19 protein-coding genes are annotated in these 22,325 nt (G+C 74.1%); 7 read left to right on the forward strand and 12 right to left on the reverse strand.

Translation table 11 applies throughout. The features are described from left to right. Positions 1-594: 594 nt before the first annotated feature. The gene (gene trpS / locus ESG85_RS10795) at positions 595-1,593 is read left to right on the forward strand and encodes a tryptophan--tRNA ligase (RefSeq protein ID WP_128977932.1); all 999 of its coding nucleotides are present in this window, start codon (positions 595-597) and stop codon (positions 1,591-1,593) included. Here the strand turns inward: trpS and ESG85_RS10800 are convergent. Beyond that, a complete protein-coding gene (locus tag ESG85_RS10800) occupies positions 1,560-2,597 on the reverse strand; it encodes a GlxA family transcriptional regulator (protein WP_128977934.1) in 1,038 nt (345 codons plus the stop codon). The genes trpS and ESG85_RS10800 overlap by 34 nt on opposite strands. Before the next feature lie 75 nt (positions 2,598-2,672). Between ESG85_RS10800 and ESG85_RS10805 the strand changes: the two genes are divergently transcribed. Then, positions 2,673-3,275, forward strand: coding sequence for a cysteine hydrolase family protein (locus tag ESG85_RS10805; protein WP_128977936.1), 603 nt, complete (start codon positions 2,673-2,675; stop codon positions 3,273-3,275). Positions 3,276-3,315: 40 nt separating this feature from the next. Here ESG85_RS10805 and proC read toward each other — a convergent pair whose 3' ends face one another. The 5 genes from proC to ESG85_RS10830 form a co-directional block, all read right to left on the reverse strand. Further along, positions 3,316-4,125, reverse strand: a complete 810-nt coding sequence (proC, locus tag ESG85_RS10810) for a pyrroline-5-carboxylate reductase (protein ID WP_128977938.1) — start codon at positions 4,123-4,125, stop codon at positions 3,316-3,318. Between the two features lie 160 nt (positions 4,126-4,285). Then, entirely contained in the window at positions 4,286-5,023 is a 738-nt protein-coding gene (locus ESG85_RS10815; protein WP_128977940.1) for an ABC transporter permease, read from the reverse strand. Next, complete coding sequence (locus ESG85_RS10820) at positions 5,020-6,021, reverse strand: ABC transporter ATP-binding protein (RefSeq protein WP_246094926.1); 1,002 nt, start codon at positions 6,019-6,021, stop codon at positions 5,020-5,022. The genes ESG85_RS10815 and ESG85_RS10820 overlap by 4 nt, the downstream gene beginning before the upstream one ends. Positions 6,022-6,149: 128 nt before the next feature. After that, the gene (locus tag ESG85_RS10825; RefSeq protein WP_128977942.1) at positions 6,150-6,674 is read right to left on the reverse strand and encodes a hypothetical protein; all 525 of its coding nucleotides are present in this window, start codon (positions 6,672-6,674) and stop codon (positions 6,150-6,152) included. Between the two features lie 80 nt (positions 6,675-6,754). Then, positions 6,755-7,111 (reverse strand): SH3 domain-containing protein, encoded by a 357-nt coding sequence (locus ESG85_RS10830; protein WP_128977944.1) that lies wholly within the window; start codon positions 7,109-7,111, stop codon positions 6,755-6,757. A gap of 170 nt (positions 7,112-7,281) precedes the next feature. On the opposite strand from ESG85_RS10830, the gene ESG85_RS10835 reads away from it, so the two are divergent. Next, a complete protein-coding gene (locus tag ESG85_RS10835) occupies positions 7,282-9,609 on the forward strand; it encodes a serine/threonine-protein kinase (protein ID WP_128977946.1) in 2,328 nt (775 codons plus the stop codon). Positions 9,610-9,785: 176 nt separating this feature from the next. On the opposite strand, the gene ilvD is transcribed toward ESG85_RS10835, so the two are convergent. The 4 genes from ilvD to ESG85_RS10855 all read right to left on the reverse strand — a co-directional run bounded on the left by ilvD (position 9,786) and on the right by ESG85_RS10855 (position 14,501). Next, positions 9,786-11,639, reverse strand: coding sequence for a dihydroxy-acid dehydratase (gene ilvD, locus ESG85_RS10840; RefSeq protein WP_128977948.1), 1,854 nt, complete (start codon positions 11,637-11,639; stop codon positions 9,786-9,788). Positions 11,640-11,893: 254 nt separating this feature from the next. Next, on the reverse strand, positions 11,894-12,520 hold the full coding sequence (locus ESG85_RS10845) for a TetR/AcrR family transcriptional regulator (RefSeq protein ID WP_128977950.1): 627 nt from the start codon (positions 12,518-12,520) through the stop codon (positions 11,894-11,896). After that, positions 12,517-13,341, reverse strand: a complete 825-nt coding sequence (locus ESG85_RS10850; protein ID WP_128977952.1) for a sugar phosphate isomerase/epimerase family protein — start codon at positions 13,339-13,341, stop codon at positions 12,517-12,519. The genes ESG85_RS10845 and ESG85_RS10850 overlap by 4 nt, the downstream gene beginning before the upstream one ends. A 233-nt stretch (positions 13,342-13,574) precedes the next feature. Then, the gene (locus tag ESG85_RS10855) at positions 13,575-14,501 is read right to left on the reverse strand and encodes a Ppx/GppA family phosphatase (RefSeq protein WP_128977954.1); all 927 of its coding nucleotides are present in this window, start codon (positions 14,499-14,501) and stop codon (positions 13,575-13,577) included. 180 nt (positions 14,502-14,681) lie between these two features. Here ESG85_RS10855 and ESG85_RS10860 point away from each other — a divergent pair, with 180 nt between their 5' ends. Next, positions 14,682-15,482: a DUF3109 family protein gene (locus ESG85_RS10860; protein WP_128977979.1), complete on the forward strand. Its 801-nt coding sequence runs from the start codon at positions 14,682-14,684 to the stop codon at positions 15,480-15,482. Positions 15,483-15,689: 207 nt separating this feature from the next. Here the strand turns inward: ESG85_RS10860 and ESG85_RS10865 are convergent, their stop codons facing one another. Continuing rightward, the gene (locus ESG85_RS10865; protein ID WP_128977956.1) at positions 15,690-17,402 is read right to left on the reverse strand and encodes a BACON domain-containing protein; all 1,713 of its coding nucleotides are present in this window, start codon (positions 17,400-17,402) and stop codon (positions 15,690-15,692) included. Positions 17,403-17,680: 278 nt separating this feature from the next. Here ESG85_RS10865 and radA point away from each other — a divergent pair, with 278 nt between their 5' ends. Both radA and disA read left to right on the forward strand, forming a co-directional pair. Then, positions 17,681-19,090, forward strand: a complete 1,410-nt coding sequence (radA, locus tag ESG85_RS10870; RefSeq protein WP_128977958.1) for a DNA repair protein RadA — start codon at positions 17,681-17,683, stop codon at positions 19,088-19,090. Positions 19,091-19,330: 240 nt separating this feature from the next. Continuing rightward, complete coding sequence (gene disA / locus ESG85_RS10875; RefSeq protein WP_128977981.1) at positions 19,331-20,389, forward strand: DNA integrity scanning diadenylate cyclase DisA; 1,059 nt, start codon at positions 19,331-19,333, stop codon at positions 20,387-20,389. Between the two features lie 232 nt (positions 20,390-20,621). On the opposite strand, the gene ESG85_RS10880 is transcribed toward disA, so the two are convergent. After that, positions 20,622-21,452 carry a hypothetical protein gene (locus ESG85_RS10880; protein WP_128977960.1) on the reverse strand — a complete coding sequence of 277 codons (831 nt, stop codon included), beginning with the start codon at positions 21,450-21,452 and terminating at the stop codon, positions 20,622-20,624. A gap of 185 nt (positions 21,453-21,637) precedes the next feature. Between ESG85_RS10880 and ESG85_RS10885 the strand changes: the two genes are divergently transcribed. Then, the gene (locus ESG85_RS10885; protein WP_128977963.1) at positions 21,638-22,300 is read left to right on the forward strand and encodes a phosphatase PAP2 family protein; all 663 of its coding nucleotides are present in this window, start codon (positions 21,638-21,640) and stop codon (positions 22,298-22,300) included. The last annotated feature ends 25 nt before the right edge of the window (positions 22,301-22,325 follow it).

Consider the following 22,325-nt stretch of genomic DNA (forward strand, 5'->3'; position numbering starts at 1 on the left):
ATCCGATTTCCTCGGTGCTTTCCGGTCCCTTTCGCTTTCGCTCCGGGCCCTTCCGGCGTTTCCGACTCTATCAGATCCTTTCGGCGTCTGATTCCCCGTCAGAGGGGGCTGCCTTCCCGGCTGTTGGGCCGTTCCGACGAGTGAGACTTTAGCGGATTCCCCGGCCCCGACGCTAATCGGGCCCTGCGTCCAAACCTTCGAACGCGGATTCCTCATTTCGCATAAACGCACGGGAACACAGGACGGCACGACGAATCGACACCATCAGGCGTTGGTGGTTCTTGCGGAATGGCTGTCCGGGGCCGACCGGAGTCGGTGCTCACGTCGGACAACCCGGAGAACACTACGGATCGGGTAATCCCGTGTCAACCCCGGGCCTGGTGCGTACCCTGTGCGTATGACGACGCATGCGCACACCACCCAGTGGTGGGCCGCCTGACCGGCGGCCCGTACGTACGCATGCAGACACGGCCGCCGCCTCGGCGGCCGTTCGCGTTTCCCCCTCCGGGAGGCCGGCCGACGGGTCGGCGGTCCTCGGGCAGAGAGCACCCGGCCAGGGCGGCCGGGTGACCGGAGAGAGGGACGACGAGCGCGATGAAGCGGATCTTCAGTGGGATCAAGCCGACCGGGCATCTGACGCTGGGCAACTACCTCGGGGCCGTACGGCGGTGGGTCGAGGTGGACCAGCACCGTGCGGACGCGCTGTTCAGCGTGGTGGACCTGCACGCGCTGACCGTGGAGCACGATCCGGCCCGGGTACGGCGGCTGAGCCGGCAGGCGGCGACGCTGCTGCTGGCCGCGGGGCTCGATCCGGAGCGGTGCACGGTGTTCGTGCAGAGCCATGTGGACGAGCACGCGCGGCTGTCGTACCTGATGGAGTGCGTGGCCACGGACGGCGAGATGCGGCGGATGATCCAGTACAGGGAGAAGAGCGGCCGGGCGCAGGCGTCGGGGCAGAGCGTGCGGCTGTCGTTGCTGACGTATCCGGCGCTCATGGCCGCGGACATCCTCGCGTACGGGACGGACGAGGTGCCGGTGGGCGAGGACCAGACGCAGCACGTGGAGCTGACGCGGGACCTGGCCGTGCGCTTCAACCAGCGGTACGGGCACGTCTTCACCGTGCCGAAGGCGACGCATCCGGAGGTGGCGGCGCGGGTCATGGATCTGCAGGACCCGACGTCGAAGATGGGGAAGTCGCACGAGAACGGGGCCGGCATCGTCTATCTGCTCGACGACGCGGACGCCGTACGGCGGAAGGTCATGCGGGCGGTGACGGACAGCGGGCGGGAGGTCGTCCACGACCGGGCGGCCAGTCCCGGGGTGGCGAACCTGCTCGATCTGCTGGCGGCGGCGACGGGCGGGGACCCGGCCGCGCTGGCCGGTGGGTACGCCTCGTACGGCGCCTTGAAGAAGGACACGGCGGAGGCGGTGGTGGAGCTGCTGCGGCCGGTGCGGGAGCGGCATGCCGAGCTGGCGGCGGATCCGGGGCACGTCGACGAGGTGCTGCGGCTGGGTGCCGAGCGGGCCCGCGGGATGGCGCGGCCGGTGGTGGACCGGGCCTATCGGGCGGTCGGCCTGATGCCGGCGCTCTGACCGGGGCGGCGGGGTCCGCCGGTCTGGCGGAAGGCGGCGCGGTAGGCGCGCGGGCTGGTGGCGAGGTGTGCGGCGAAGTGCTGGCGCATGGTGACCTCGCTGCCGAAGCCCGCGCGGCGGGCCACTTCGGGGAGGGGGTGGTCGGTGCGTTCGAGGAGTTTCCGGGCGGCGGCGACGCGCTGGGTGATCAGCCAGTGGAGGGGGCTGGTGCCGGTGGTGGCCTGGAAGTGGCGGGCGAAGGAGCGGGGGGACATGCCGGCGCGGGCGGCGAGGCTCGCGACGGTGTGGGGCTCGTCGAGGTGGGCCAGGGCGTGGGCGCGTACGGCGGCGAGGGCGTCGTCGTCGCGGTCGGCGCGCGGGATGGGCTGTTCGATGAACTGGGCCTGGGTGCCGGTGCGGAACGGGGCGGTGACCATGGAGCGGGCGATGGTGGCGGCGGTCTCGGCGCCGTGGGCGGTGCGGACGAGGTGGAGGCACAGGTCGATGCCGGCGGCGGTGCCGGCGGAGGTCCAGATGCCGGTGTCCTCGACGAACAGGGCCTCGGGTTCGACCTTCACCAGGGGGTGACGCGCGGCGAGGTCCGGGGCGAGCAGCCAGTGGGTGACGGCGCGGCGGCCGTCGAGGAGTCCGGCCCGGGCGAGGACGAAGGCGCCCGCGCACAGGGCGGCGACGGGGATGCCGGCGGTGTGGGCGCGGCGCAGGGCGTCGAGGACGGGTGCGGGGAGGTCGGCTTCGGGGTTCTCGATGCCGGGGACGAGGACGAGGTCGGCGGGGGTGAGGCCGTCGAGCCAGTCGAGGGGGCGGTCGGGGGTGAGGCTGAGGCCGCCGCGGAGGGCGACGGGGGTGTCGGGGTCGGCGGCGGCGCGGCGGAGGTCGAAGGGTGGGACGCCGCGGCGGGTGCGGTCGGTGCCCCAGACCTCGGTGATGACGGAGACGTCGAAGGCGCGGATGCCGGGGAAGGCGAGGAGGGCGATGCGCTGGCGGTTCGTGCGGTCTGCCGACATGCCTGGCAGTAAACCATCGATCGTCGTCGTTTCTGCCTCTGGGGCGGGCGGTCGTGCGGCGGCAGGATCGTCGGTATGGAGATCACGGAGAACATCACGGTCCAGGACGACGCGGCGCTCGTCGTCGTCGACGTGCAGAAGGGCTTCGACGACGAGGGCTTCTGGGGGCGCCGGGACAACCCGGACGCCGAGCGGAACATGGCGGCGCTGATCGACCGCTGGCAGCAGACCGGGCGTCCGGTCGTGTTCGTACGGCACGACTCGCCGCACGCCGGCTCGCCGCTGGCGCCGGGGACCGGGGGCAACGCGCTCAAGGACTTCGTCGAGGAGCGGCGGGGGAAGGGGAACGGACCGGAGCTGTTCGTCACGAAGACGGTGAACTCGGCGTTCTACGGGGAGCCCGACCTGGACGCCTGGCTGAAGGGGGCCGGGACCGGCCAGCTCGTGATCGTCGGGATCCAGACGAACATGTGCAACGAGACGACCGCCCGGATGGGCGGGAACCTCGGGTACGACGTGCTGTTCCCGCTCGACGCGATGCACACCTTCGACCTGACCGGCCCCTTCGGATGGCGGCAGTCGGCGGAGGAGCTGTCCCGGGCGACCGCGGTGTCGCTGCACGGCGGGAGGTTCGCCCGGGTGGTCCGCACGGAGGACGTGCTGAAGGCCGTGGCTTAGGGCGTTGGTGTCGGGTCCGGGGCGGAGGCGACGGCTGGGGTCAGCCGTTGCCGGAGGCGAGCTCGCGGCTGCGGTCGCGGGCGGCTTCCAGGGCGGCGATGAGGGCGGCCCGTACGCCGTGGTTCTCGAGCTCGCGGATGGCGGAGATCGTGGTGCCGGCGGGGCTGGTGACGGCCTCGCGGAGCTTGACCGGGTGCTCGCCGCTGTCGCGGAGCATGACGGCGGCGCCGATGGCGGCCTGGACGATGAGGTCGTGGGCCTGGGCGCGGGGCAGGCCGAGGAGGATGCCGGCGTCGGTCATGGCCTCGACGAGGTAGTAGAAGTACGCGGGGCCGGAGCCGGAGAGGGCGGTGGCGGCGTCCTGCTGGGACTCGGGGACGCGCAGGGTCTTGCCGACGCCGCCGAAGATCTCCTCGGCGTGTGCGAGGTGCTCGGGGGTGGCGTGGCTGCCGCCGGAGATGACCGACATGCCTTCGTCGACGAGGACGGGCGTGTTGGGCATGACGCGGACGACGGGCGTGCCGGCGGTCAGGCGGTCCTCGATGAAGGAGGTGGGGATGCCGGCGGCGGCACTGATGACCAGGCGGTCGGCGGTGACGTGCGGGGCGAGTTCGTCGAGGAGCCGGCCCATGTCCTGGGGCTTCACGGCGAGGATGAGGGTGTCGGCGCGCTTGGCGGCGTCGGCGTTGGTGACGGTCTCGACGCCGTAGCGGGCGCGGAGTTCCTCGGCACGTTCGGCGCGGCGGGCGGTGACGAGGAGGTGGGCGGGGCGCCAGCCGGCGCGGATCATGCCGCTGAGGAGCGCCTCACCGATCTTGCCGGTGCCGAGGACTGCGACGGTCTGGGTCATGGGGTCTTTCACCTCGCCGGGAGGGGCCTGCGCCTGTCCGTGCGGAGGGACGTCCCGTCCGTCCGCACGGACATCCTTGCACCGTGGGGCCGCCCGGTGCGCCGTGTGTCCGAGGGGCGGTCACGGCGTGCGTCGCGGTCGGCCCCGTCCGCGCCCGCGGTCACGCGGTGCGGCGGCGGAGGGTGGCGGCGCCGAGGGCGAGGACGAGGACGGCGCAGCCGGCGACGACGAGGGAGTCGCGGAGGAAGTCGGCGGTGACGTCGGTGTGGCGGAGGACCTGGTTCATGCCGTCGACGGCGTACGACATGGGCAGGACGTCGGAGAGGGCCTCCAGGGCGGGGGCCATCCGGTCGCGCGGGGTGAACAGGCCACAGAGCAGCAGCTGGGGGAAGATCACGGCCGGCATGAACTGGACGGCCTGGAACTCGGAGGCGGCGAAGGCCGAGACGAAGAGGCCGAGCGCGGTGCCGAGCAGGGCGTCCAGCAGGGCGACGAGGAGCAGCAGCCAGGGGCTGCCGATGACGTCGAGGCCGAGGAACCACAGGGCGAGGCCGGTGGCGAGGAGCGACTGGACGACGGCGACCAGGCCGAAGGCGAGGGCGTAGCCGGCGATGAGGTCGGCCTTGCCGAGGGGCATGGCGAGGAGGCGCTCGAGGGTGCCGGAGGTGCGTTCGCGGAGGGTCGCGATGGAGGTCACCAGGAACATGGTGATGAGCGGGAAGATGCCGAGGAGCGAGGCGCCGATGCCGTCGAAGGTCTGCGGGCTTCCGTCGAAGACGTAGCGGAGCAGGACGAGCATCAGGCAGGGCACGAGGAGCATCAGGGCGATGGACCGCGGGTCGTGGCGCAGCTGGCGCAGGACCCGGGCGGCGGTGGCGAGGGTGCGGGCGCCGTTCATGACGGGGTCTCCTCGGTACGGGTACGGGTGCGGGTCTCGGTGCGGGCGCCAGTCTCGGTCTCGGTACGGGCGCCGGTCTCGGTACGGGCGCGGGCGCGGGCCGCGGCGGCGTCGACGAGGTGGAGGAAGGCGTCCTCGACGGTGGCGGTGTCGTTGCGGCGGCGCAGGTCTTCGGGGGTGTCCTCGGCGAGGAGTTCGCCCTCGCGCAGCAGGAGCAGCCGGTGACAGCGCTCGGCCTCGTCCATCACGTGGGAGGAGACCAGGATCGTGGTGTCCCGGTCGGCGGCGATGCGGTGGAAGAGGTCCCACAGGTCGCGGCGCAGGACGGGGTCGAGGCCGACGGTGGGCTCGTCGAGGACGAGGAGCTCGGGGGTGCCGAGGAGGGCGACGGCGAGCGAGACGCGGCTGCGCTGGCCGCCGGAGAGCCGGCCGGCGAGGGCGTCGGCGTGGGTGGTGAGGTCGACGTCCGCGAGGGCCCGGGCGACGGCGGTGCGGCGTTCGTCGCGCTGGGCGCGGCCGGGCAGGAGGACGGCGGCGAAGTAGTCGAGGTTCTGGCGGACGGTGAGGTCGTCGTAGACGGACGGCGCCTGGGTGACGTAGCCGATGCGGGAGCGCAGGGCGGGGTGGCCTGCGGGGCGGCTGAGGACGTCGAGAGTGCCGGTGACCTGGGCCTGGGTGCCGACGATCGCGCGCATGAGGGTGGTCTTGCCGCAGCCGGAGGGGCCGAGGAGGCCGGTGATGCGGCCGCGGGGGACGGTGAAGTCGAGGCCGCGCAGGACGGTGCGGTCGCCGCGGACGACCGTGAGGGCGGTGGCGGCGATGGCCGGGGTGTCGGAGGCGGCCGGAGTGTGGGAGGTGGCCGGGGCGTCGGAGGCGGCCAGGGGGGCTGGAGTGTCGGACGTGGCTGGAGTGGCGGAGGTGGTCGGGGTGGTCAGGGCGGCCGGGGGGACGGCCCCGTCGGCGGCTCCCGGGCCGGCCTCACCGGCTTTATTCATCATGCGATGAATAGTGGGCCCGGGGGTGCGACACGTCAAGGACCCCCGGACGATGTCCGGGGGTCCTTGGGGGTCCTTGGGGGTGCTCGGGCCGGCGCGGGCCCCTGGGCCGCGCCGGCAACGCCGCGGGTCTACACCCGGCGCTTGGGCTTCCTGCGGCCCGACGGGTTGCCCGTGCGGTGCGCGCGGCGCTTCTCGAAGCGGGTGACGGCCTCCTCGTACTCCGTACGCAGGAGCTTCTCGCCGGGCGCCTCGACGAGGCTGCGGCAGAAGTAGGCGAGCAGCGAGCCGATGAAGCCGATGGCCTTCAGGCTGCGCAGGGCGTCCTCGCGGGCCGGGTCGGAGGGGCGCCGGACGAAGCCCTCCCAGGTCTTGCGGAAGGCGATCGCACTGCAGACCGCGAACATCACGACCAGGAGCGTGTTGACGAAACCGCCGACCTTCGCGATCTCCAGGCCCTGGTACGCGAAGCGCAGCACGAAGGCGCCGGCGACCGCCGCGACGAGCGAGCCGACGGCCACGGCGACGCGGCGCGGGCCGTAGCCGCCGTCGTGGTCCACCCACGTGGTGCCGAAGAAGCGGAGCTCCTCGGGCTGCGGCCCGGCGGGGGTGCTGCCCGTCCTCGCGCCGGTCTTGCTCTGCTTGTCCTCGCTCACGGGATCGATTATCCCCGGCCGGGGACGCGATCGGCGGCAGCCGGCTGCCGCCGGGTGCCCGCGCCCGTGATCAGCGGCCGTCAGCCGCAGCGGCGGGCCACGTAGCCGTCGCTGCCCGTCTTCACGTACGCGTCGGCGACGAACTGGCCGGGAGCGATGTTGTCCCAGATGTTGCTGGTGCCGTACGGGCCGCTGACCCACTCGCCCGGAGTCTGGCAGTAGATCTGCACCCAGGCGCCCAGCGTGAGGACGCGGACGATCGGGTACTTGGTGCCGGGACCCGAGCGGACGTTGAGCCGGTAGCCGGGGGCGACCGGGTAGGCGGGGACCTCGCCCGCCGTGCTCACGACGCCTTCGCCGGCCGCGACCTCAGCCGCGGCCTCAACCGTGGCGGCAGCCGTGGCCGTGGTTGTCGTCGACTCGTTCTCGCTGCCCATGTCCCACTCCCCCGTCCGGTGCGCGCGAGCGCATGCCAGAAGCCCTGCGGAGGAATTCACCCTCCGCGACGCGCAGGCTAGCAAGCCCCACCGACATCGGCCGCACCATCGACTAGGCTCCGTGCGTCGCGCAGGCGCGCGAACACGACGGGGAACCACGGGGGTCGGCGATGCCGCCGTTGCGCAGGACCGGTGCCGGCCGGGAAGCGGAAGAGCCCGACTATGCGGGCGAGTACCGGCTCCAGGCCGTCCTCGGCGCCGGCGGGATGGGCGTCGTCCACCTCGCCACCTCCCCCTCCGGGCTGCGGCTCGCGGTCAAGGTGGTGCACGCGCAGTACGCGGAGGACCCCGAGTTCAGGGCCCGCTTCCGTCAGGAGGTCGCCGCCGCGCGGCGGGTCAGCGGCGCCTTCACCGCGCCCGTCGTGGACGCCGATCCGGACGCCGAACGCCCCTGGATGGCCACCCTCTACGTCCCCGGCCCCACCCTCGCCGACCAGGTGAGACGGAGCGGCCCGCTGTCCCCCGCCGAGGTGCGCCGGCTCACCGCCGGGCTGGCGGAGGCGCTGCGCGACATCCACCGGGCGGGTGTCGTGCACCGCGACCTCAAGCCCAGCAACGTGCTCCTCACCGACTCCGGTCCGAAGGTCATCGACTTCGGGATCTCCCGGCCCCTGGACAGCGATCTCCACACGGAGACCGGGAAGTTGATCGGCTCGCCGCCGTTCATGGCGCCCGAGCAGTTCCAGCGGCCGAAGGAGGTCGGGCCCGCCGCCGACGTGTTCGCGCTCGGCTCGGTGCTCGTGCACGCGGCGACCGGGCACGGCCCCTTCGACTCGGACAGCCCGTACGTCGTCGCGTACCAAGTGGTGCACGACGAACCGGACCTGACGGGCGTTCCGGAGGAGCTGGCGCCGCTCGTGGCCCGCTGTCTGGCGAAGGATCCGGGCGAGCGGCCGACGCCCGCCGAGGTCATGGCGGCGCTGCTGCCGCCCTCGTACGAGGCGGCCGCCTTCATCCCGGCACAGCGGCGGCCGACCCCCGGCTCCGGCGGCACGGACGCGGTGCGCGAGGTGCCGGCGCCCGCCGGGGCGTGGGACGCGGACACACCGGTACGGGCCGAGGTGCCGCGCACCGGACGCGGTGGGCGCATCCTGCGCGGCGGCCCCGGGCAGCGCGGCGGGACCACGCGGCGCACCGGGCGGCGGGGCGGCGGGCGGGTGCCGGTCGCGCTCGGCGTGCTGCTCGCCGTCGCGGCGGGCGGCACCGTCGCCGTGCTCGCCGCACGGGACGGCCGCCCGCCCGTCACCTCGCAGGACCCGGCACGGGCCGCCACGTCCTTCGCCGGCTGGCGGACCGCGCTCGGCACGACGGACGCGAGCGGAGCCGGAAGCGGCGGCGGGAGCGGGAGCGGTGTCGCCTCCGCCGCGCCCGCCTGTGCCTTCGCCGAGGGTGCCGTCTACTGCTCAGCGCCGGGCGTGGACGCCGCCCGGCTGGACGCCACGACCGGGCGCGTCGTCTGGTCACGATCCCCCGGGAACGGCGGCGGCACGGGCGCGGGCGGTGTGAGCGCCGGCGGCGCGAGCGGCGCCGCCTCCGGTGCCGAGCGGCCGACGGCGCCGGTCGTGCTGCCCGGCGGCATCGTCGCCGTGACCGGTCCCACCGGCGAGCTGCGGACCTACGCGGCGAAGGACGGCACGCCCGGCTGGCGGACCCGGCCGGCCGCCGCCGAACGCAACCGCCCGGCCGGCGCCGTGGTCGTCCTCGGCGACGGCTCGCGCCGGCTGCGCGCGGTCGACGGCGCCACCGGACGCCAGGTCTGGCGGCACGCGCTGCCCGGCCACGGTGCGCCGCAGCTCGGCCCGTACGACACCGCCACCGGCCTGCTCACCGTGTACGAGCCGACCGCCGACGGCACCCGGACGGTGCTCAGCGCGGTGCGACCGGACACCGGCGCGGTCGCCTGGCAGCACCGCCTCGACGGCAACCTCGTGCCCGTCGCGCACGGCACCGGCGGGACCCTCGTCCTGGCCGCGACCCACCGCGAGATCCGGACCGAGGCCCTGGTCCGCTACGACCCCGCCCGGCGCGAGGCACGGCGCGTCCCGCTCCCGTACCGCGTCGCGAGCCCGTCGATCGCCGTGCGCGGCTCGACCGCGTACCTCCTCGACGCGCTCGGCCGGCTGACCGCCGTCGACCTCTCCGCCGGGCCCGCGGCGGGCCGGGTGCGCTGGGAGCTGGAGACCGGCAGCGGCAACGTCTCGGCGCTCACGCCCGGGCCCGGGGACCGGCTCTACCTCTCCGCTTCCGACGGCCGCCTCCTCGCCGTCGACACCGCGCGCGGCACCCTCCTCGCCCAGACCGCCCCGCGGCTTCCCGCGGGCCGCCTCGGCTACGTGACCTCCGTCCCGGCCCCGGTCGCCGCCGGCGGGCGCGTCTACGGCACGGCCCCGGACGGCTCCGTCTTCGCGGTGGACGGAAACGCGCCGGACAGCTGGTGAGCGCGCGGACCGGCGGCGACCCGGGCCCTGACCGGCTACCGGGAGCGGCTGCGCGAGCCCTTACCGGGCCCGGGGGCCGGCGGCTCGAGCGCCTCTGACCGCGCACGCGAAACGGCGGTGCGTGCCCCCGAGGGCGCGCACCGCCGTTTCCGGTTCGCCGGGTCGGTCGTCCCGGCTCAGCCCAGCTTCGTCACGTCGCGGACCGCGCCCTTGTCCGCGCTCGTGGCCATCGCCGCGTACGCCCGCAGGGCCGCCGAGACCTTGCGGTCGCGGTTCTTCGGGGCGTAGACCCCGCCGAGTGCCTCGCGGCGGGCGGCCAGGGTCGCGTCGTCGACGAGGAGCTCGATCGCGCGGGACGGGATGTCGATGCGGATGCGGTCGCCGTCCTCGACGAGGGCGATCGTGCCGCCCGAGGCGGCCTCCGGGGAGGCGTGGCCGATGGAGAGGCCCGAGGTGCCGCCGGAGAAGCGGCCGTCGGTGACCAGGGCACAGGTCTTGCCCAGGCCGCGGCCCTTGAGGAAGGAGGTCGGGTAGAGCATCTCCTGCATGCCGGGTCCGCCCTTGGGGCCCTCGTAGCGGATGACGACCACGTCGCCGTCCTTGACCTGCTTGTTGAGGATCTTCTCGACGGCCTCGTCCTGCGACTCGCAGACGACGGCCGGGCCCTCGAAGGTCCAGATCGACTCGTCGACGCCGGCGGTCTTCACCACGCAGCCGTCGACGGCGAGGTTGCCGCGGAGCACCGCCAGGCCGCCGTCCTTGGAGTAGGCGTGCTCGGCGGAGCGGATGCAGCCGGCCGCCGCGTCCGTGTCGAGGGTGTCCCAGCGCTCGGACTGGGAGAAGGCCTCGGCGGAGCGGACGCAGCCGGGGGCCGCGTGCCACAGCTCGACGGCCTCCTCGGACGGGGAGCCGCCGCGCACGTCCCAGTTCTTCAGCCACTCCGCGAGGGAGGGGCTGTGGACGGAGTGGACGTCCTCGTTGAGCAACCCGGCGCGGTGCAGCTCGCCCAGGATGGCGGGGATGCCGCCGGCCCGGTGCACGTCCTCCATGTAGTACGTGCCGCGCGGGGCGACGTTCGGGGCGACCTTGGCCAGGCAGGGCACGCGGCGCGAGATCTCGTCCATGTCGCTCAGGCCGTAGTCGAGCTCGGCCTCCTGCGCGGCGGCGAGCAGGTGCAGGATCGTGTTGGTGGAGCCGCCCATGGCGATGTCGAGGGCCATGGCGTTCTCGAAGGCGGCCTTGGTCGCGATGCTGCGCGGCAGGACGGAGGCGTCGTCCTCGTCGTAGTGGCGCCGGGTGATGTCGACGACGGTGCGGGCGGCGTTCTCGTACAGGGCGCGCCGGGCGGTGTGGGTGGCGAGGACGGAGCCGTTGCCGGGCAGGGAGAGGCCGATGGCCTCGGTGAGGCAGTTCATCGAGTTGGCGGTGAACATGCCGGAACAGGACCCGCAGGTCGGGCAGGCGTTCTCCTCGATGCGGAGGATGTCCTCGTCGGAGACCTTGTCGTTGACGGCCTCGGAGATCGCGTCGACCAGGTCGAGGGTGCGGACGGTGCCGTCGACGAGCGTGGCCCGGCCGGACTCCATGGGGCCGCCCGAGACGAACACCGTCGGGATGTTCAGGCGCAGGGCGGCCATCAGCATGCCGGGGGTGATCTTGTCGCAGTTGGAGATGCAGATCAGGGCGTCGGCGCAGTGCGCCTCGACCATGTACTCCACGCTGTCGGCGATCAGGTCGCGTGAGGGCAGGCTGTAGAGCATGCCGCCGTGGCCCATGGCGATGCCGTCGTCGACGGCGATCGTGTTGAACTCGCGGGCGATGCCGCCGGCGGCGGTGATCGCCTCGGAGACGATCCGGCCGACCGGCTGGAGGTGGGTGTGGCCGGGGACGAACTCGGTGAAGGAGTTCGCCACGGCGATGATCGGCTTCCGCCCGATGTCCGCGCCCGGTACACCGGAGGCGCGCATAAGGGCGCGGGCGCCCGCCATGTTGCGGCCGTGGGTGACTGTGCGGGACCTCAGCTCGGGCATCGTCGCTCGCTCCTCGTGATGGGTGTGTCTGGAGTCGAGCGTACGCTTCGACTCCAAGATCTGGACAAGGGCGTCCGCATCCCGGACATCCGGCTCGCCCTTCGGTCAGGGCGCGCCCGGAGCCGGTCAGGACGGCGGGACCTGCACGGGGAAGCCTCTCAGAGCGGCGGGACCTGCACCGGGGACGCCTGTCAGGACGGCGGCCTGCACCGGGGAAGCCTCTCAGGACGACAGCACCTGCACCGGGGAGCTCCTCAGGGCTGTGTCAGATAGCGCTGGAGGGTCGGGGCCACCTGGGCCACGATCTCCTCGGGGTCGGCCGAGGCCAGCGGCTCCACCTGGATCACGTACCGCAGGATCGCGATCCCGATCATGTGCGAGGCGGCCAGCTCCGCGCGGAACTTCGGCTCCGGTACGTCCAGGTCGGCGGCGATCCGCTCCAGGAGCCGCCGCAGCACGAAGCCGCGCAGCACCTTCGCCGCCGCCTCGTGCGTCAGCGCGGAACGGATGATCGCGAGCAGCGGGGCCCGCGTCGCCGGGTTCTCCCAGACGCCGATGAAGAAGCGCGCGAGCCGCTCGCCGATCGCTTCGCGCGGGCCGCCGATGATGGCCGGGACGACGGCCGTGGGCTCGAAGGAGACCTCGATCGCCGCGGCGAAGACCTCGTCCTTCGTCCCGAAGTAGTGGTGCACGAGCGCCGCGTCCACGCCCGCCGCCTTGGCGATGCCGCGCATGGACGTCTTGTCGTAGCCGCGCTCGGCGAACTGTTCGCGCGCCGCGTCCAGGATCCGCTCGCGCGCGCCTCGTCCGCTCTCCTCCGCGGCCGTACGGGAGGGGCGGCCGCGCCGCCGGGGCGCCGCGCCGGTGGGACCGTCGTTCACGCGCGCGTGCCCCGCGAGGCGGCGGCCAGGTGGAGCCGGGTGAAGGCGAGGGCCTCGGCGAGGTCGGCCTCGCGTTCGGCGGAGGACATCGCGCGCCGGGTGTTGACCTCGATGACGACGTGGCCGTCGTAGCCGCTCAGGGCCAGGCGTTCGAGGAGCTCGGCGCACGGCTGGGTGCCGCGGCCCGGCACCAGGTGCTCGTCCTTGGCGGAGCCCCGCCCGTCGGCGAGGTGGACGTGGCCGAGGCGGTCGCCCATGCGGTCGACCATGGCGAGGGTGTCGGTGCGGGCGGTCGCGGTGTGCGACAGGTCCAGGGTGTAGTGGCGGTAGTCGTCCTTGGTGACGTCCCACTCGGGGGCGTACGCGAGCATCTCGCGGTCCTTGTAGCGCCACGGATACATGTTCTCGACGGCGAAGCGGACGTCCGTCTCCTCGGCCATCCGCCAGATGCCGGTGACGAAGTCCCGGGCGTACTGGCGCTGCCAGCGGAACGGCGGGTGCACGACCACCGTCGACGCGCCCAGCTTCTCGGCGGCGGCGCGGGCCCGCTGGAGCTTGACCCACGGGTCGGTCGACCAGACCCGCTGGGTGATCAGCAGACAGGGCGCGTGGACGGCGAGGATCGGCACCTGGTGGTAGTCGGAGAGGCGGCGCAGCGCCTCGATGTCCTGGCTGACCGGATCGGTCCACACCATGATCTCGACACCGTCGTAGCCGAGGCGCGCGGCGACCTCGAAGGCCGTCGCCGTCGACTCCGGATAGACCGAGGCCGTCGACAGGGCGACCTTCGCATCCGGGACGCGCACCGCTGGTTCTGCCACGGAGACAGGGTACGGGGCGGCCAGGGCGCCGTGAGGGTGGTTCCGGTCACCCTCCGACGCATGCGGTCGTCCTCGCGGACGCCCGGAGTCGTCCCCTCGGACGCATCTGGTCGTCCTCGGGGGACCGTGCTCGCCCGGGCGAGGCCGGGCAGGGCCTGCCGGACGCCGTGCGTGCGCCCGGCAGAGGCCGCTTCCTTCGGACCCGGCCGGATCCGAAGGGAACGGGGAACGGCCTACGGCAGATGGTCCAGGCGGCGCAGGATGACGCCCTCGCGCAGGGCCCAGGGGCAGATCTCCAGCCGGTCGACGCCGAAGAGGTCCATCGCGCCCTCGGCGACCAGCGCGCCGGCCAGCAGCTGGGCCGCGCGGCCCTCGGAGACGCCCGGGAGCAGGGCGCGTTCCGACGAGGACATGGCGGCGAGCCGCGGCACCCACTCCTCCAGGGACGCCCGGGACAGGATCCGCTCGACGTACAGGCCCTCGCCGGAGCCGGGAGCGCCGGCGATGCGGGCGAGCTGCTTGAAGGTCTTGGAGGTGGCCACCACGTGGTCGGGCCGGCCGAAGCGGCTGAACTCCCCGACGGTACGGGCGATCTGCGCCCGGACGTGACGGCGCAGCGCCTTCACGTCGTCGGTGGCGGGCGGGTCGCCCGGCAGCCAGCCCTTGGTGAGCCGGCCCGCGCCCAGCGGAAGGGAGACGGCGGCGTCCGGCTCCTCGTCGATGCCGAAGGCGACCTCCAGCGAGCCGCCGCCGATGTCGAGCAGGAACAGCTGGCCCGCGGACCAGCCGAACCAGCGCCGGGCGGCGAGGAAGGTGAGCCGGGCCTCCTCCTCGCCGGTGAGGACCTGGAGCGCGATGCCGGTCTCGGCGTAGACGCGGGCGAGGACCTCGTCGGCGTTGCCGGCCTCCCGCACCGCCGAGGTCGCGAACGGCAGGACCTCCTCGCAGCCCTTGTCCTCGGCGGCCGTCAGCGCCTCGCGCACGGTGCCGACGAGCCGGTCGACGCCCGCCTCGGCGATGGCCCCGCGCTCGTCGAGCAGCTCGGCCAGGCGCAGCTCCGCCTTGTGGGAGTGGGCGGGCAGCGGACGCGCGCCGGGGTGGGCGTCCACCACGAGCAGGTGCACCGTGTTCGAACCGACGTCGAGGACTCCGAGTCTCATGGACGGAAACGCTACTGCGCCCGCCCGCATACGCTTGGCGTTGTGCCAAAGACGAAAAAGGCGAAGCCGGGCAAAGGCAGTGCCGGCGAGCGCGCCAGCGAGAACACCGCCGGGGCCGTGAAGGCCGAGGACGCGGCCAGGGCCGCACGCGTCTCCCACGCCGCCAAGGCGGTGAAGGCCGTGAAGACGGGCAAGGCCGCCAAGGGCGGCGGAAAGGCGAAGGACGCCGAGCCCGACGAGAAGGGCCTGGACTTCCCGCGCGCCTGGGTCGAGTTCGCCGACCCGGACGACGAGGAGCAGGTCTACCGCTGCGACCTGACCTGGCTCACCTCCCGCTGGACCTGCATCTTCGGCAACGGCTGCCAGGGCATCCGGGAAGGCCGCGCCGACGACGGCTGCTGCACGCTCGGCGCGCACTTCTCCGACGACGACGACGAGAAGCGGGTCGCGGAGCACGTGGCGCGCCTGACGCCGGAGCTGTGGCAGTTCCACGACGTCGGCACGGAGACGGGCTGGGTGCAGGTCGACGAGGACGGCGACCGGCAGACCCGCCGCTGGCAGGGTTCCTGCATCTTCCAGAACCGCCCCGGCTTCGCGGGCGGCGCGGGCTGCTCGCTGCACATCCTGGCCGTGCAGGAGGGCCGGGAACCGCTGGAGACCAAGCCGGACGTGTGCTGGCAGCTGCCGGTGCGGCGCACCTACGACTGGATCGAGCGCCCGGACGACACCAAGGTCCTCCAGGTGTCGATCGGCGAGTACGACCGACGCGGCTGGGGCCCGGGCGGCCACGACCTGCACTGGTACTGCAGCACCGCGAGCTCGGCCCACGTGGGCAAGGATCCGGTGTACGTCTCGTACCGGCCCGAGCTGGTCGAGATGATGGGCCGGGCGGCGTACGAGGTCCTGGTCGGACTGTGCGAGGCACGGCTCGCCTCGCAGCTCCCGCTGGTGGCCCCGCACCCGGCGGACCCGGCGCCGTAGGCCGACCGGCCTCGCCGTAGGCCCGACCGGTCCTGCCGTGGGGCCCACAGGACTTGCCGTGGCTCCGACCGGCCTCGCCGTAGGCCCGACCTGTGGTCCGGCCGTGGGGCCCACAGGTCTCGCCGTGGCTCCGACCGGTCCCGCCACAAGCCCGACGGCCCCACCGGTCCCGCCACAGGCCCGACGGCCGCACCGGGTCCGTACGTCCTACGGAGCGGGCGCCGGGTCCGTGCTCGGGGCGTCGGTCGTCGCCGACTCCGTCGGCGAGGGCGTGGGTTCGGTCGTCGGTTCGCCGGTCGGCTCGGTCGTCGGGGGCTCCGTGGTGGGCTCGCCCGTCGTCGGCGGCGGCGAGGTCGGCGGCTCGCTGGTGGGCGGCGGGGTCGTCGGCCCGTCCGTGCCGCTCGGCGGCGGGGTGGTCGGGCGCGTCGTGGAGGTGGGCGGCGCGGTCGCCCCGTAGCCGTCGATGCGCACCACCGCGCCCGAGGGGTTCACGCCGACCCGGGCGCTCCAGGCGCCGGCCGGTTCGTGGGCGCGGTCCACGAAGATCCGCACGGTGACGGACTCCCCCGCGCCCAGCGTGCCGGAGGCCTGGCTCACGTACAGCCAGGGCGCGTCCGACCACAGCGACCAGGCGGCGGGCGAGCCGCCCTCGTTGGTGAGGGTGAGCAGGGTCGTCGCGCCGCTGCCGCGCGCGGACACGGTGAGCCGGGCGGGCGCGGCCTGCCCCGGCAGCGCCGGGCCCGCGGGCGCGCCGGGGCTGATCACGGCGACGGAGACGTCCGGTGAGCGGGCGCCGCCGGTGAGGCGCGGATCGGCCGTGGCGCGGGCGTTGCCCGCGTTCTCGTAGCGCTCGTAGGGGTGACCGTCGGAGCCGCCCTGCGCGTCGTCCGGCCCGTCCGCCTCGCGCGCGCTGATCCGGGCCGCGTCCTGGCCCTCGCCGTCGGCCGGGGTGCCGCGGTACGAGGCCCACAGGGCGAGGACCGGGGCGGCGACGACGGCGGCGACGACGGTCGTGGTGACCGCCCGGGCCCGCATCCGGTCGCGGCGCGCCGCGTGGTCCTTCGGGTCCATCGGGAAGCCCGTGGGCCCGAAGCGGGGCGCGCCGGCGCGGGCCCGCGGCACGTGCATCATCGCCACGTACGCGGCGGCCCGCGGCGCCTCGACGACCGGCAGCCGCCCGGCCGGTACGGCGGCGGCGCCCGGCCAGGGCCCGGCCGCACCGGCCCGTTCGGCGGCCCGGCGGCAGCGCGGGCAGTCGTCGACGTGCCGGACGAGCTCGGCGCGCAGGGCGGCGGACAGCAGCACCTGGTGGTCGCCGGTGAGCCGGGCGACGGTGGGGCAGTCGCCGGTCTCGACGACGGCGAGCGCGGCGCGGGTGCGCTCGACCTCGCAGCCGGCGGAGGCGAGGAGTTCGCGGGCGGCGACCGGGTCGAGCGAGAGCACGGCCGCGACCTCGCGCTGTCCGAGCCCGTGCCGGACGGCGAGTTCCAGGGCCTCGCGCTGTTCCGGGGTGGTGCCGGCGGCCTCGGGCCAGGCGAGCGCGGCGAGCTCGGCCCGGCGGCGCTCGGCGACCTCGGGCGGGACGCGGGCCGGCTCGGGCGCGGCGGCGGGCCGGCCGGTGTGGGCGCCGGGGCGCCGGCGGCGCTGCTCCCCGAGGCTGCGCAGACAGGCCCAGCGGGCCAGCGCGTACAGCCAGGCCCTGCGGCCGCTCTCGTCGGCCGGGCAGCGGCCGTGGTGGCGCTCGGCGATGGCGAGGACGTCGCCGAGGACGGCGGTGGCGGTGTCGTGGTCGCAGAGCACCGAGAGGCAGTAGGTGAACAGGCCGTCGAGGTACTCCTCGTAGCGCGCGGGGGGCCGCCGGCCGAGGGTGCGGGGACCGCCGGTGCTTCGCGTGGGTCGTTCCAGACTGCTGCTCGTCACCGGGCGACCGTAGGCGGGAGCGCGGGGGCACTTCTCAGCCCTTGCACTCTTTTAATCCGTACGGGTGAAGGTATCGCCCGAAGGGGGACACGGAGGGGGACACGGGAGGGGACACGGAGGGGGACACGGGAGGGGACACGGAGCGGGACACGGGGGGACACGGAGGGGGACACGGGGGGCGTGGTCCCGGCCGGGAGGGGCGGGGGAGAGACGAGATCGGAGGGCCGGGGTTCCGGGTCCCGGTCCGGTTGTCAGTGGCGGCGGCTACGGTGTCCGTCATGGCTGCTCGTACCAAATCCGCCAAGGACCGGCCGTCCTACCGCTGCACCGAGTGCGGCTGGCAGACCGCCAAGTGGCTCGGCCGCTGCCCGGAGTGCCAGGCCTGGGGGACGGTCGAGGAGTACGGCGCGCCCGCCGTGCGCACCACGGCCGCCGGCCGGGTGTCCTCGGCCGCGCTGCCGATCGGCCAGGTCGACGGCCGGCAGGCGACCGCGCGGGGCACGGGCGTCGACGAGCTCGACCGGGTGCTGGGCGGCGGTCTGGTGCCCGGCGCGGTCGTGCTGATCGCGGGCGAGCCGGGCGTCGGCAAGTCGACGCTGCTGCTCGACGTGGCCGCCAAGGCCGCGAGCGACGAGCACCGCACCCTCTATGTGACGGGCGAGGAGTCCGCGAGCCAGGTCAGGCTGCGCGCCGACCGGATCAACGCGCTCAGCGACCACCTCTACCTCGCGGCGGAGACGGACCTGTCCGCCGTCCTCGCGCACCTCGACGAGGTGAAGCCCTCGCTGCTGATCCTGGACTCGGTGCAGACCGTCGCCTCCCCGGAGATCGACGGCGCGCCCGGCGGCATGGCGCAGGTCCGCGAGGTGGCCGGGGCGCTGATCCGCGCCTCCAAGGAGCGGGGCATGTCGACGCTGCTCGTCGGCCACGTCACGAAGGACGGCGCCATCGCGGGACCCCGGCTCCTGGAGCACCTGGTCGACGTGGTGCTGCACTTCGAGGGCGACCGGCACGCGCGGCTGCGGCTGGTCCGCGGCGTGAAGAACCGGTACGGGGCGACGGACGAGGTCGGCTGCTTCGAACTGCACGACGAGGGCATCACCGGGCTCGCCGACCCGTCGGGCCTCTTCCTGACCCGGCGCGACGTGGCCGTCCCCGGCACCTGTCTGACGGTGACGCTGGAGGGCCGCAGGCCGCTGGTGGCCGAGGTGCAGGCGCTGACGGTGGACTCGCAGATCCCGTCGCCGCGCCGCACCACCTCCGGCCTGGAGACCTCCCGCGTCTCGATGATGCTGGCCGTGCTGGAGCAGCGCGGCCGGATCAGCGCGCTCGGCAAGCGGGACATCTACAGCGCGACGGTCGGCGGCGTGAAGCTCTCCGAACCGGCCGCCGACCTGGCCATCGCCCTGGCGCTGGCCTCCGCCGCCAGCGACACCCCGCTGCCGAAGAACCTGGTCGCGATCGGCGAGGTCGGCCTCGCGGGCGAGGTCCGCCGGGTGACGGGCGTCCAGCGCCGCCTCGCGGAGGCCCACCGGCTGGGCTTCACCCACGCCCTGGTCCCGACCGACCCGGGCAAGGTCCCGGCGGGCATGAAGGTCATCGAGGTCGCGGACATGGGCGACGCCCTGCGGGTCCTGCCGCGCGGACGGCGGCCGCGGGCGGAGAAGGAGACGGAGGAGCGGGTCTAGGGCCGGGTCCGCGACGCAGATCCGTGGGAAACGGCCTGGAAGCGGGTCCGGGGGCGGGCCGCGGAGGCGGCTCGCGGGGCGTGCGGGGCGCGGCCGGCCGGTGGCCGGCGACCTTGCGCCGGTGGGGGTCCGCGGCGCGGGGCCGGGGGTGGCGGGGCGGTGTCGCTAGACTTTGCCCTGGTCTCGCCCATCCGTACGAGCCGGAGGAGTCTAGTGGCAGCCAAGGACAACGAGGCACTGATGCGTGCGTCGCTCAGCGCCGTCGCCCCCGGCACCGCCCTCCGCGACGGGCTCGAACGGATCCTCCGCGGCAACACCGGCGGTCTGATCGTGCTCGGCATGGACAAGACCGTCGAGTCGATGTGCACCGGCGGTTTCGTCATCGACGTCGACTTCACCTCGACCCGGCTGCGTGAGCTGTGCAAGCTCGACGGGGCGATCGTCCTCGACAAGGACATCTCCAAGATCCTGCGGGCCGGCGTGCAGCTGGTCCCCGACGCGTCCATCCCCACCGAGGAGACCGGCACCCGGCACCGTACGGCGGACCGGGTCTCCAAGCAGTGCGGATTCCCCGTCGTGTCCGTCTCCCAGTCGATGCGCCTGATCGCCCTGTACGTGAACGGCGAGCGCCGCGTCCTGGAGGAGTCCGGGGCCATCCTGTCCCGCGCCAACCAGGCCCTCGCGACCCTGGAGCGCTACAAGCTCCGCCTCGACGAGGTGGCCGGCACGCTCTCCGCCCTGGAGATCGAGGACCTGGTGACGGTCCGGGACGTCACGGCCGTGGCCCAGCGCCTGGAGATGGTGCGCCGGATCGCCACCGAGATCGCCGAGTACGTGGTGGAGCTCGGCACCGACGGCCGTCTCCTCTCGCTCCAGCTCGACGAGCTGATCGCGGGCGTGGAGCCGGAGCGCGAGCTGGTGATCCGCGACTACGTGCCGGAGCCCACGGCCAAGCGCTCCCGTACGGTCCCGGAGGCGCTCACCGAGCTGGACGCGCTGACCCACGCCGAGCTGCTCGAACTCCCGATAGTGGCCCGTGCCCTCGGCTACACCGGCTCCCCCGAGACGCTGGACTCGGCCGTCTCCCCGCGCGGCTACCGGCTGCTCGCCAAGGTGCCGCGGCTGCCCGGCGCGATCATCGAGCGGCTCGTGGAGCACTTCGGCGGACTGCAGAAGCTGCTCGCGGCGAGCGTGGACGACCTCCAGACCGTGGACGGCGTCGGCGAGGCCCGCGCGCGCAGCGTCCGCGAGGGCCTGTCGCGCCTCGCGGAGTCGTCGATCCTGGAACGTTACGTCTGAGCCGCCCCCGGCGCGCTGCCCGGCCGGCGGCTCCGAGCCGCTCCGGGCGCGGTGCCGGCCGGCTCGGTCCTCCCGGACCGAGCGGAGCTGTCGGGCCGCTCGGAGCCTTCGGGCCGCTCGGACGTTTCGGCCGGCCGGACGTTTCGGGCCGGCCGGGCCGCTGAAGCCGCTCGGGCCGCTCGATTGCCGAGGCCGTTCGCTCCGCCGAGGCCGCTCGGGCTTCCCGCTCCGTTCAGTCCTTGTCCAGGCGGAACGCCACCGGCGACACCGTCAGGCCGGGGACCGTTGCCTCGACCAGGTAGTTGCCCGGGCCCACCTCGCCCGGCGGGACACTGGCGCACTGGGCGGTGCTGCGGTGCCGGTCCCATGCGACGGTGTGCGTGATCGTCCTGTGCGCCGGAACCTTGAGGTAGACCGGGGGCGCCACGCGCGGGCAGTCCTTCGAGGACCACAGCACGCCCTTGGTGTCACGGACCGTCAGCACCGCGCTCTTCGGACCGAGATCGACCTTGCAGTCGGCGGCGGCGGTGTTGGTGACGGTCAGCAGGAAGCGGACCTTCTCACCGGGACCGAAGGCGAGTTCGGCACTGCGGAAGGTCAACTTCAGGGAGCCCGCAAGGCAGTTGGGCAGTGGGGAATCGGCCGGAACCTGCTGTCCGGCGCCGGTGCCCGCGCCGCCGTCGCCGCCCGCGCCGTCCGTGTCGCCGTTCTTCCCGGCCGAAGTCCCGGCGGACGCACCGGAGTCCGTGCCGTCGGTGCCCGCACCCGCGTCCGTACCGCCGCCGCTTCCGTCGCCGCCCGCGGTGTCCTCGTCGCCCGACTCGTCGCGGCCGCCGGGCCGTTGGCTGAACGCCGGCCCGCTGCTGGAGGGTCCGGGAGTGATCGCGGGCGCGGGCGAGGAGCCGTTGGCGGGGTCGTTGGCCTTCCCGCCACCGTCGCCGCCGGAGGCGAGGACCCACACGGCGACCAGCGCCAGCAGGGCAACCAGGCACAGCGCCACGGCCCTCCGACGCCAGTAGATGGAGGAGGGAAGCGGCCCGACCGGATTGCGCAGAGATCCCACGCCACGAACCTTACGAGAGATCACGGCCAACTCCCGCCCCCCATGCCGCTCCAGGCACCAAGTTTTGCCGATGATCACATCCGTACCGGAACGGGAACTTTCGCTTCCGTCATCCTCCGGTCGGGCACCGATGTCGTCCTCCGGCCGGAGCGGAGCACTCCGGAGGCCGGTTACCGTCTTTGCCCATGGACAACCTGCCCACCCTCACCGAGGGCCTGTACCTCGACATCCTCGAGTTCGCCCGTTCCACTCCGCACTGGTTCCAGAGACTCGCGGAGGTCTGGACCGAGCTCGGGCTGCTGCTCTTCGGCGTGCTGTTCGTGGCCGGATGGTGGCGGATGCGCCGCGGATCGGCGGACGGCATGGCCCTCGCGCTGCTCGCGCCGCTCGCGACGGCCTTCGGTTACGTGGTGAGCGAGGGCCTGAAGTCGCTGATCGACGAGGAGCGCCCGTGCCGGGCGGTGGCCGGTGCACCCGCCTCGCTCGTCGCCTGCCCGCCGCACGGCGACTGGTCCTTCCCCAGCAACCACTCGGCGATCGCGGGCGCCGCGGCCGTCGCGCTCGCCCTGTCCTGGCGCGGCCTCGTCTGGCTGACCGCGCCGATGGCCCTCCTCATGGCCTTCTCCCGGGTCTTCGTCGGCGTCCACTACCCGCACGACGTGACGGTCGGCCTGCTGGTCGGCGGCGTGGTCGCGCTGATCGTGATGAAGTCCGCCCGGCGCCCGGTCCACAACCTGGTCGAGACGGCCCGGTCGAGCCGGAACGGCGCGGTGGTGTGGTGCGTGGGGCGCGGGATGCCCTCACACGCCTCCGCGCGCCCCGAGGGCGTGCGCCACGGCGCGCGCTGATCGTCGGCGGGGCATGCCAGGATCG

It is taken from the genome of Streptomyces roseicoloratus, from assembly GCF_004117935.1.
In the GTDB taxonomy this organism is placed as follows: Bacteria; Actinomycetota; Actinomycetes; order Streptomycetales; family Streptomycetaceae; genus Streptomyces; species Streptomyces roseicoloratus.

Excerpts from the sequence above, each read along its gene's own strand:
- ESG85_RS10820 (WP_246094926.1), bottom strand. The coding sequence starts at position 6,021 with ATGATGAATAAAGCCGGTGAGGCCGGCCCGGGAGCCGCCGACGGGGCC.
- proC (WP_128977938.1), bottom strand. The coding sequence starts at position 4,125 with ATGACCCAGACCGTCGCAGTCCTCGGCACCGGCAAGATCGGTGAGGCG.
- ESG85_RS10885 (WP_128977963.1), top strand. The coding sequence starts at position 21,638 with ATGGACAACCTGCCCACCCTCACCGAGGGCCTGTACCTCGACATCCTC.
- radA (WP_128977958.1), top strand. The coding sequence starts at position 17,681 with ATGGCTGCTCGTACCAAATCCGCCAAGGACCGGCCGTCCTACCGCTGC.
- ilvD (WP_128977948.1), bottom strand. The coding sequence starts at position 11,639 with ATGCCCGAGCTGAGGTCCCGCACAGTCACCCACGGCCGCAACATGGCG.
- ESG85_RS10835 (WP_128977946.1), top strand. The coding sequence starts at position 7,282 with ATGCCGCCGTTGCGCAGGACCGGTGCCGGCCGGGAAGCGGAAGAGCCC.
- ESG85_RS10830 (WP_128977944.1), bottom strand. The coding sequence starts at position 7,111 with ATGGGCAGCGAGAACGAGTCGACGACAACCACGGCCACGGCTGCCGCC.
- ESG85_RS10815 (WP_128977940.1), bottom strand. The coding sequence starts at position 5,023 with ATGAACGGCGCCCGCACCCTCGCCACCGCCGCCCGGGTCCTGCGCCAG.
- ESG85_RS10805 (WP_128977936.1), top strand. The coding sequence starts at position 2,673 with ATGGAGATCACGGAGAACATCACGGTCCAGGACGACGCGGCGCTCGTC.
- trpS (WP_128977932.1), top strand. The coding sequence starts at position 595 with ATGAAGCGGATCTTCAGTGGGATCAAGCCGACCGGGCATCTGACGCTG.
- ESG85_RS10855 (WP_128977954.1), bottom strand. The coding sequence starts at position 14,501 with ATGAGACTCGGAGTCCTCGACGTCGGTTCGAACACGGTGCACCTGCTC.
- disA (WP_128977981.1), top strand. The coding sequence starts at position 19,331 with ATGCGTGCGTCGCTCAGCGCCGTCGCCCCCGGCACCGCCCTCCGCGAC.
- ESG85_RS10800 (WP_128977934.1), bottom strand. The coding sequence starts at position 2,597 with ATGTCGGCAGACCGCACGAACCGCCAGCGCATCGCCCTCCTCGCCTTC.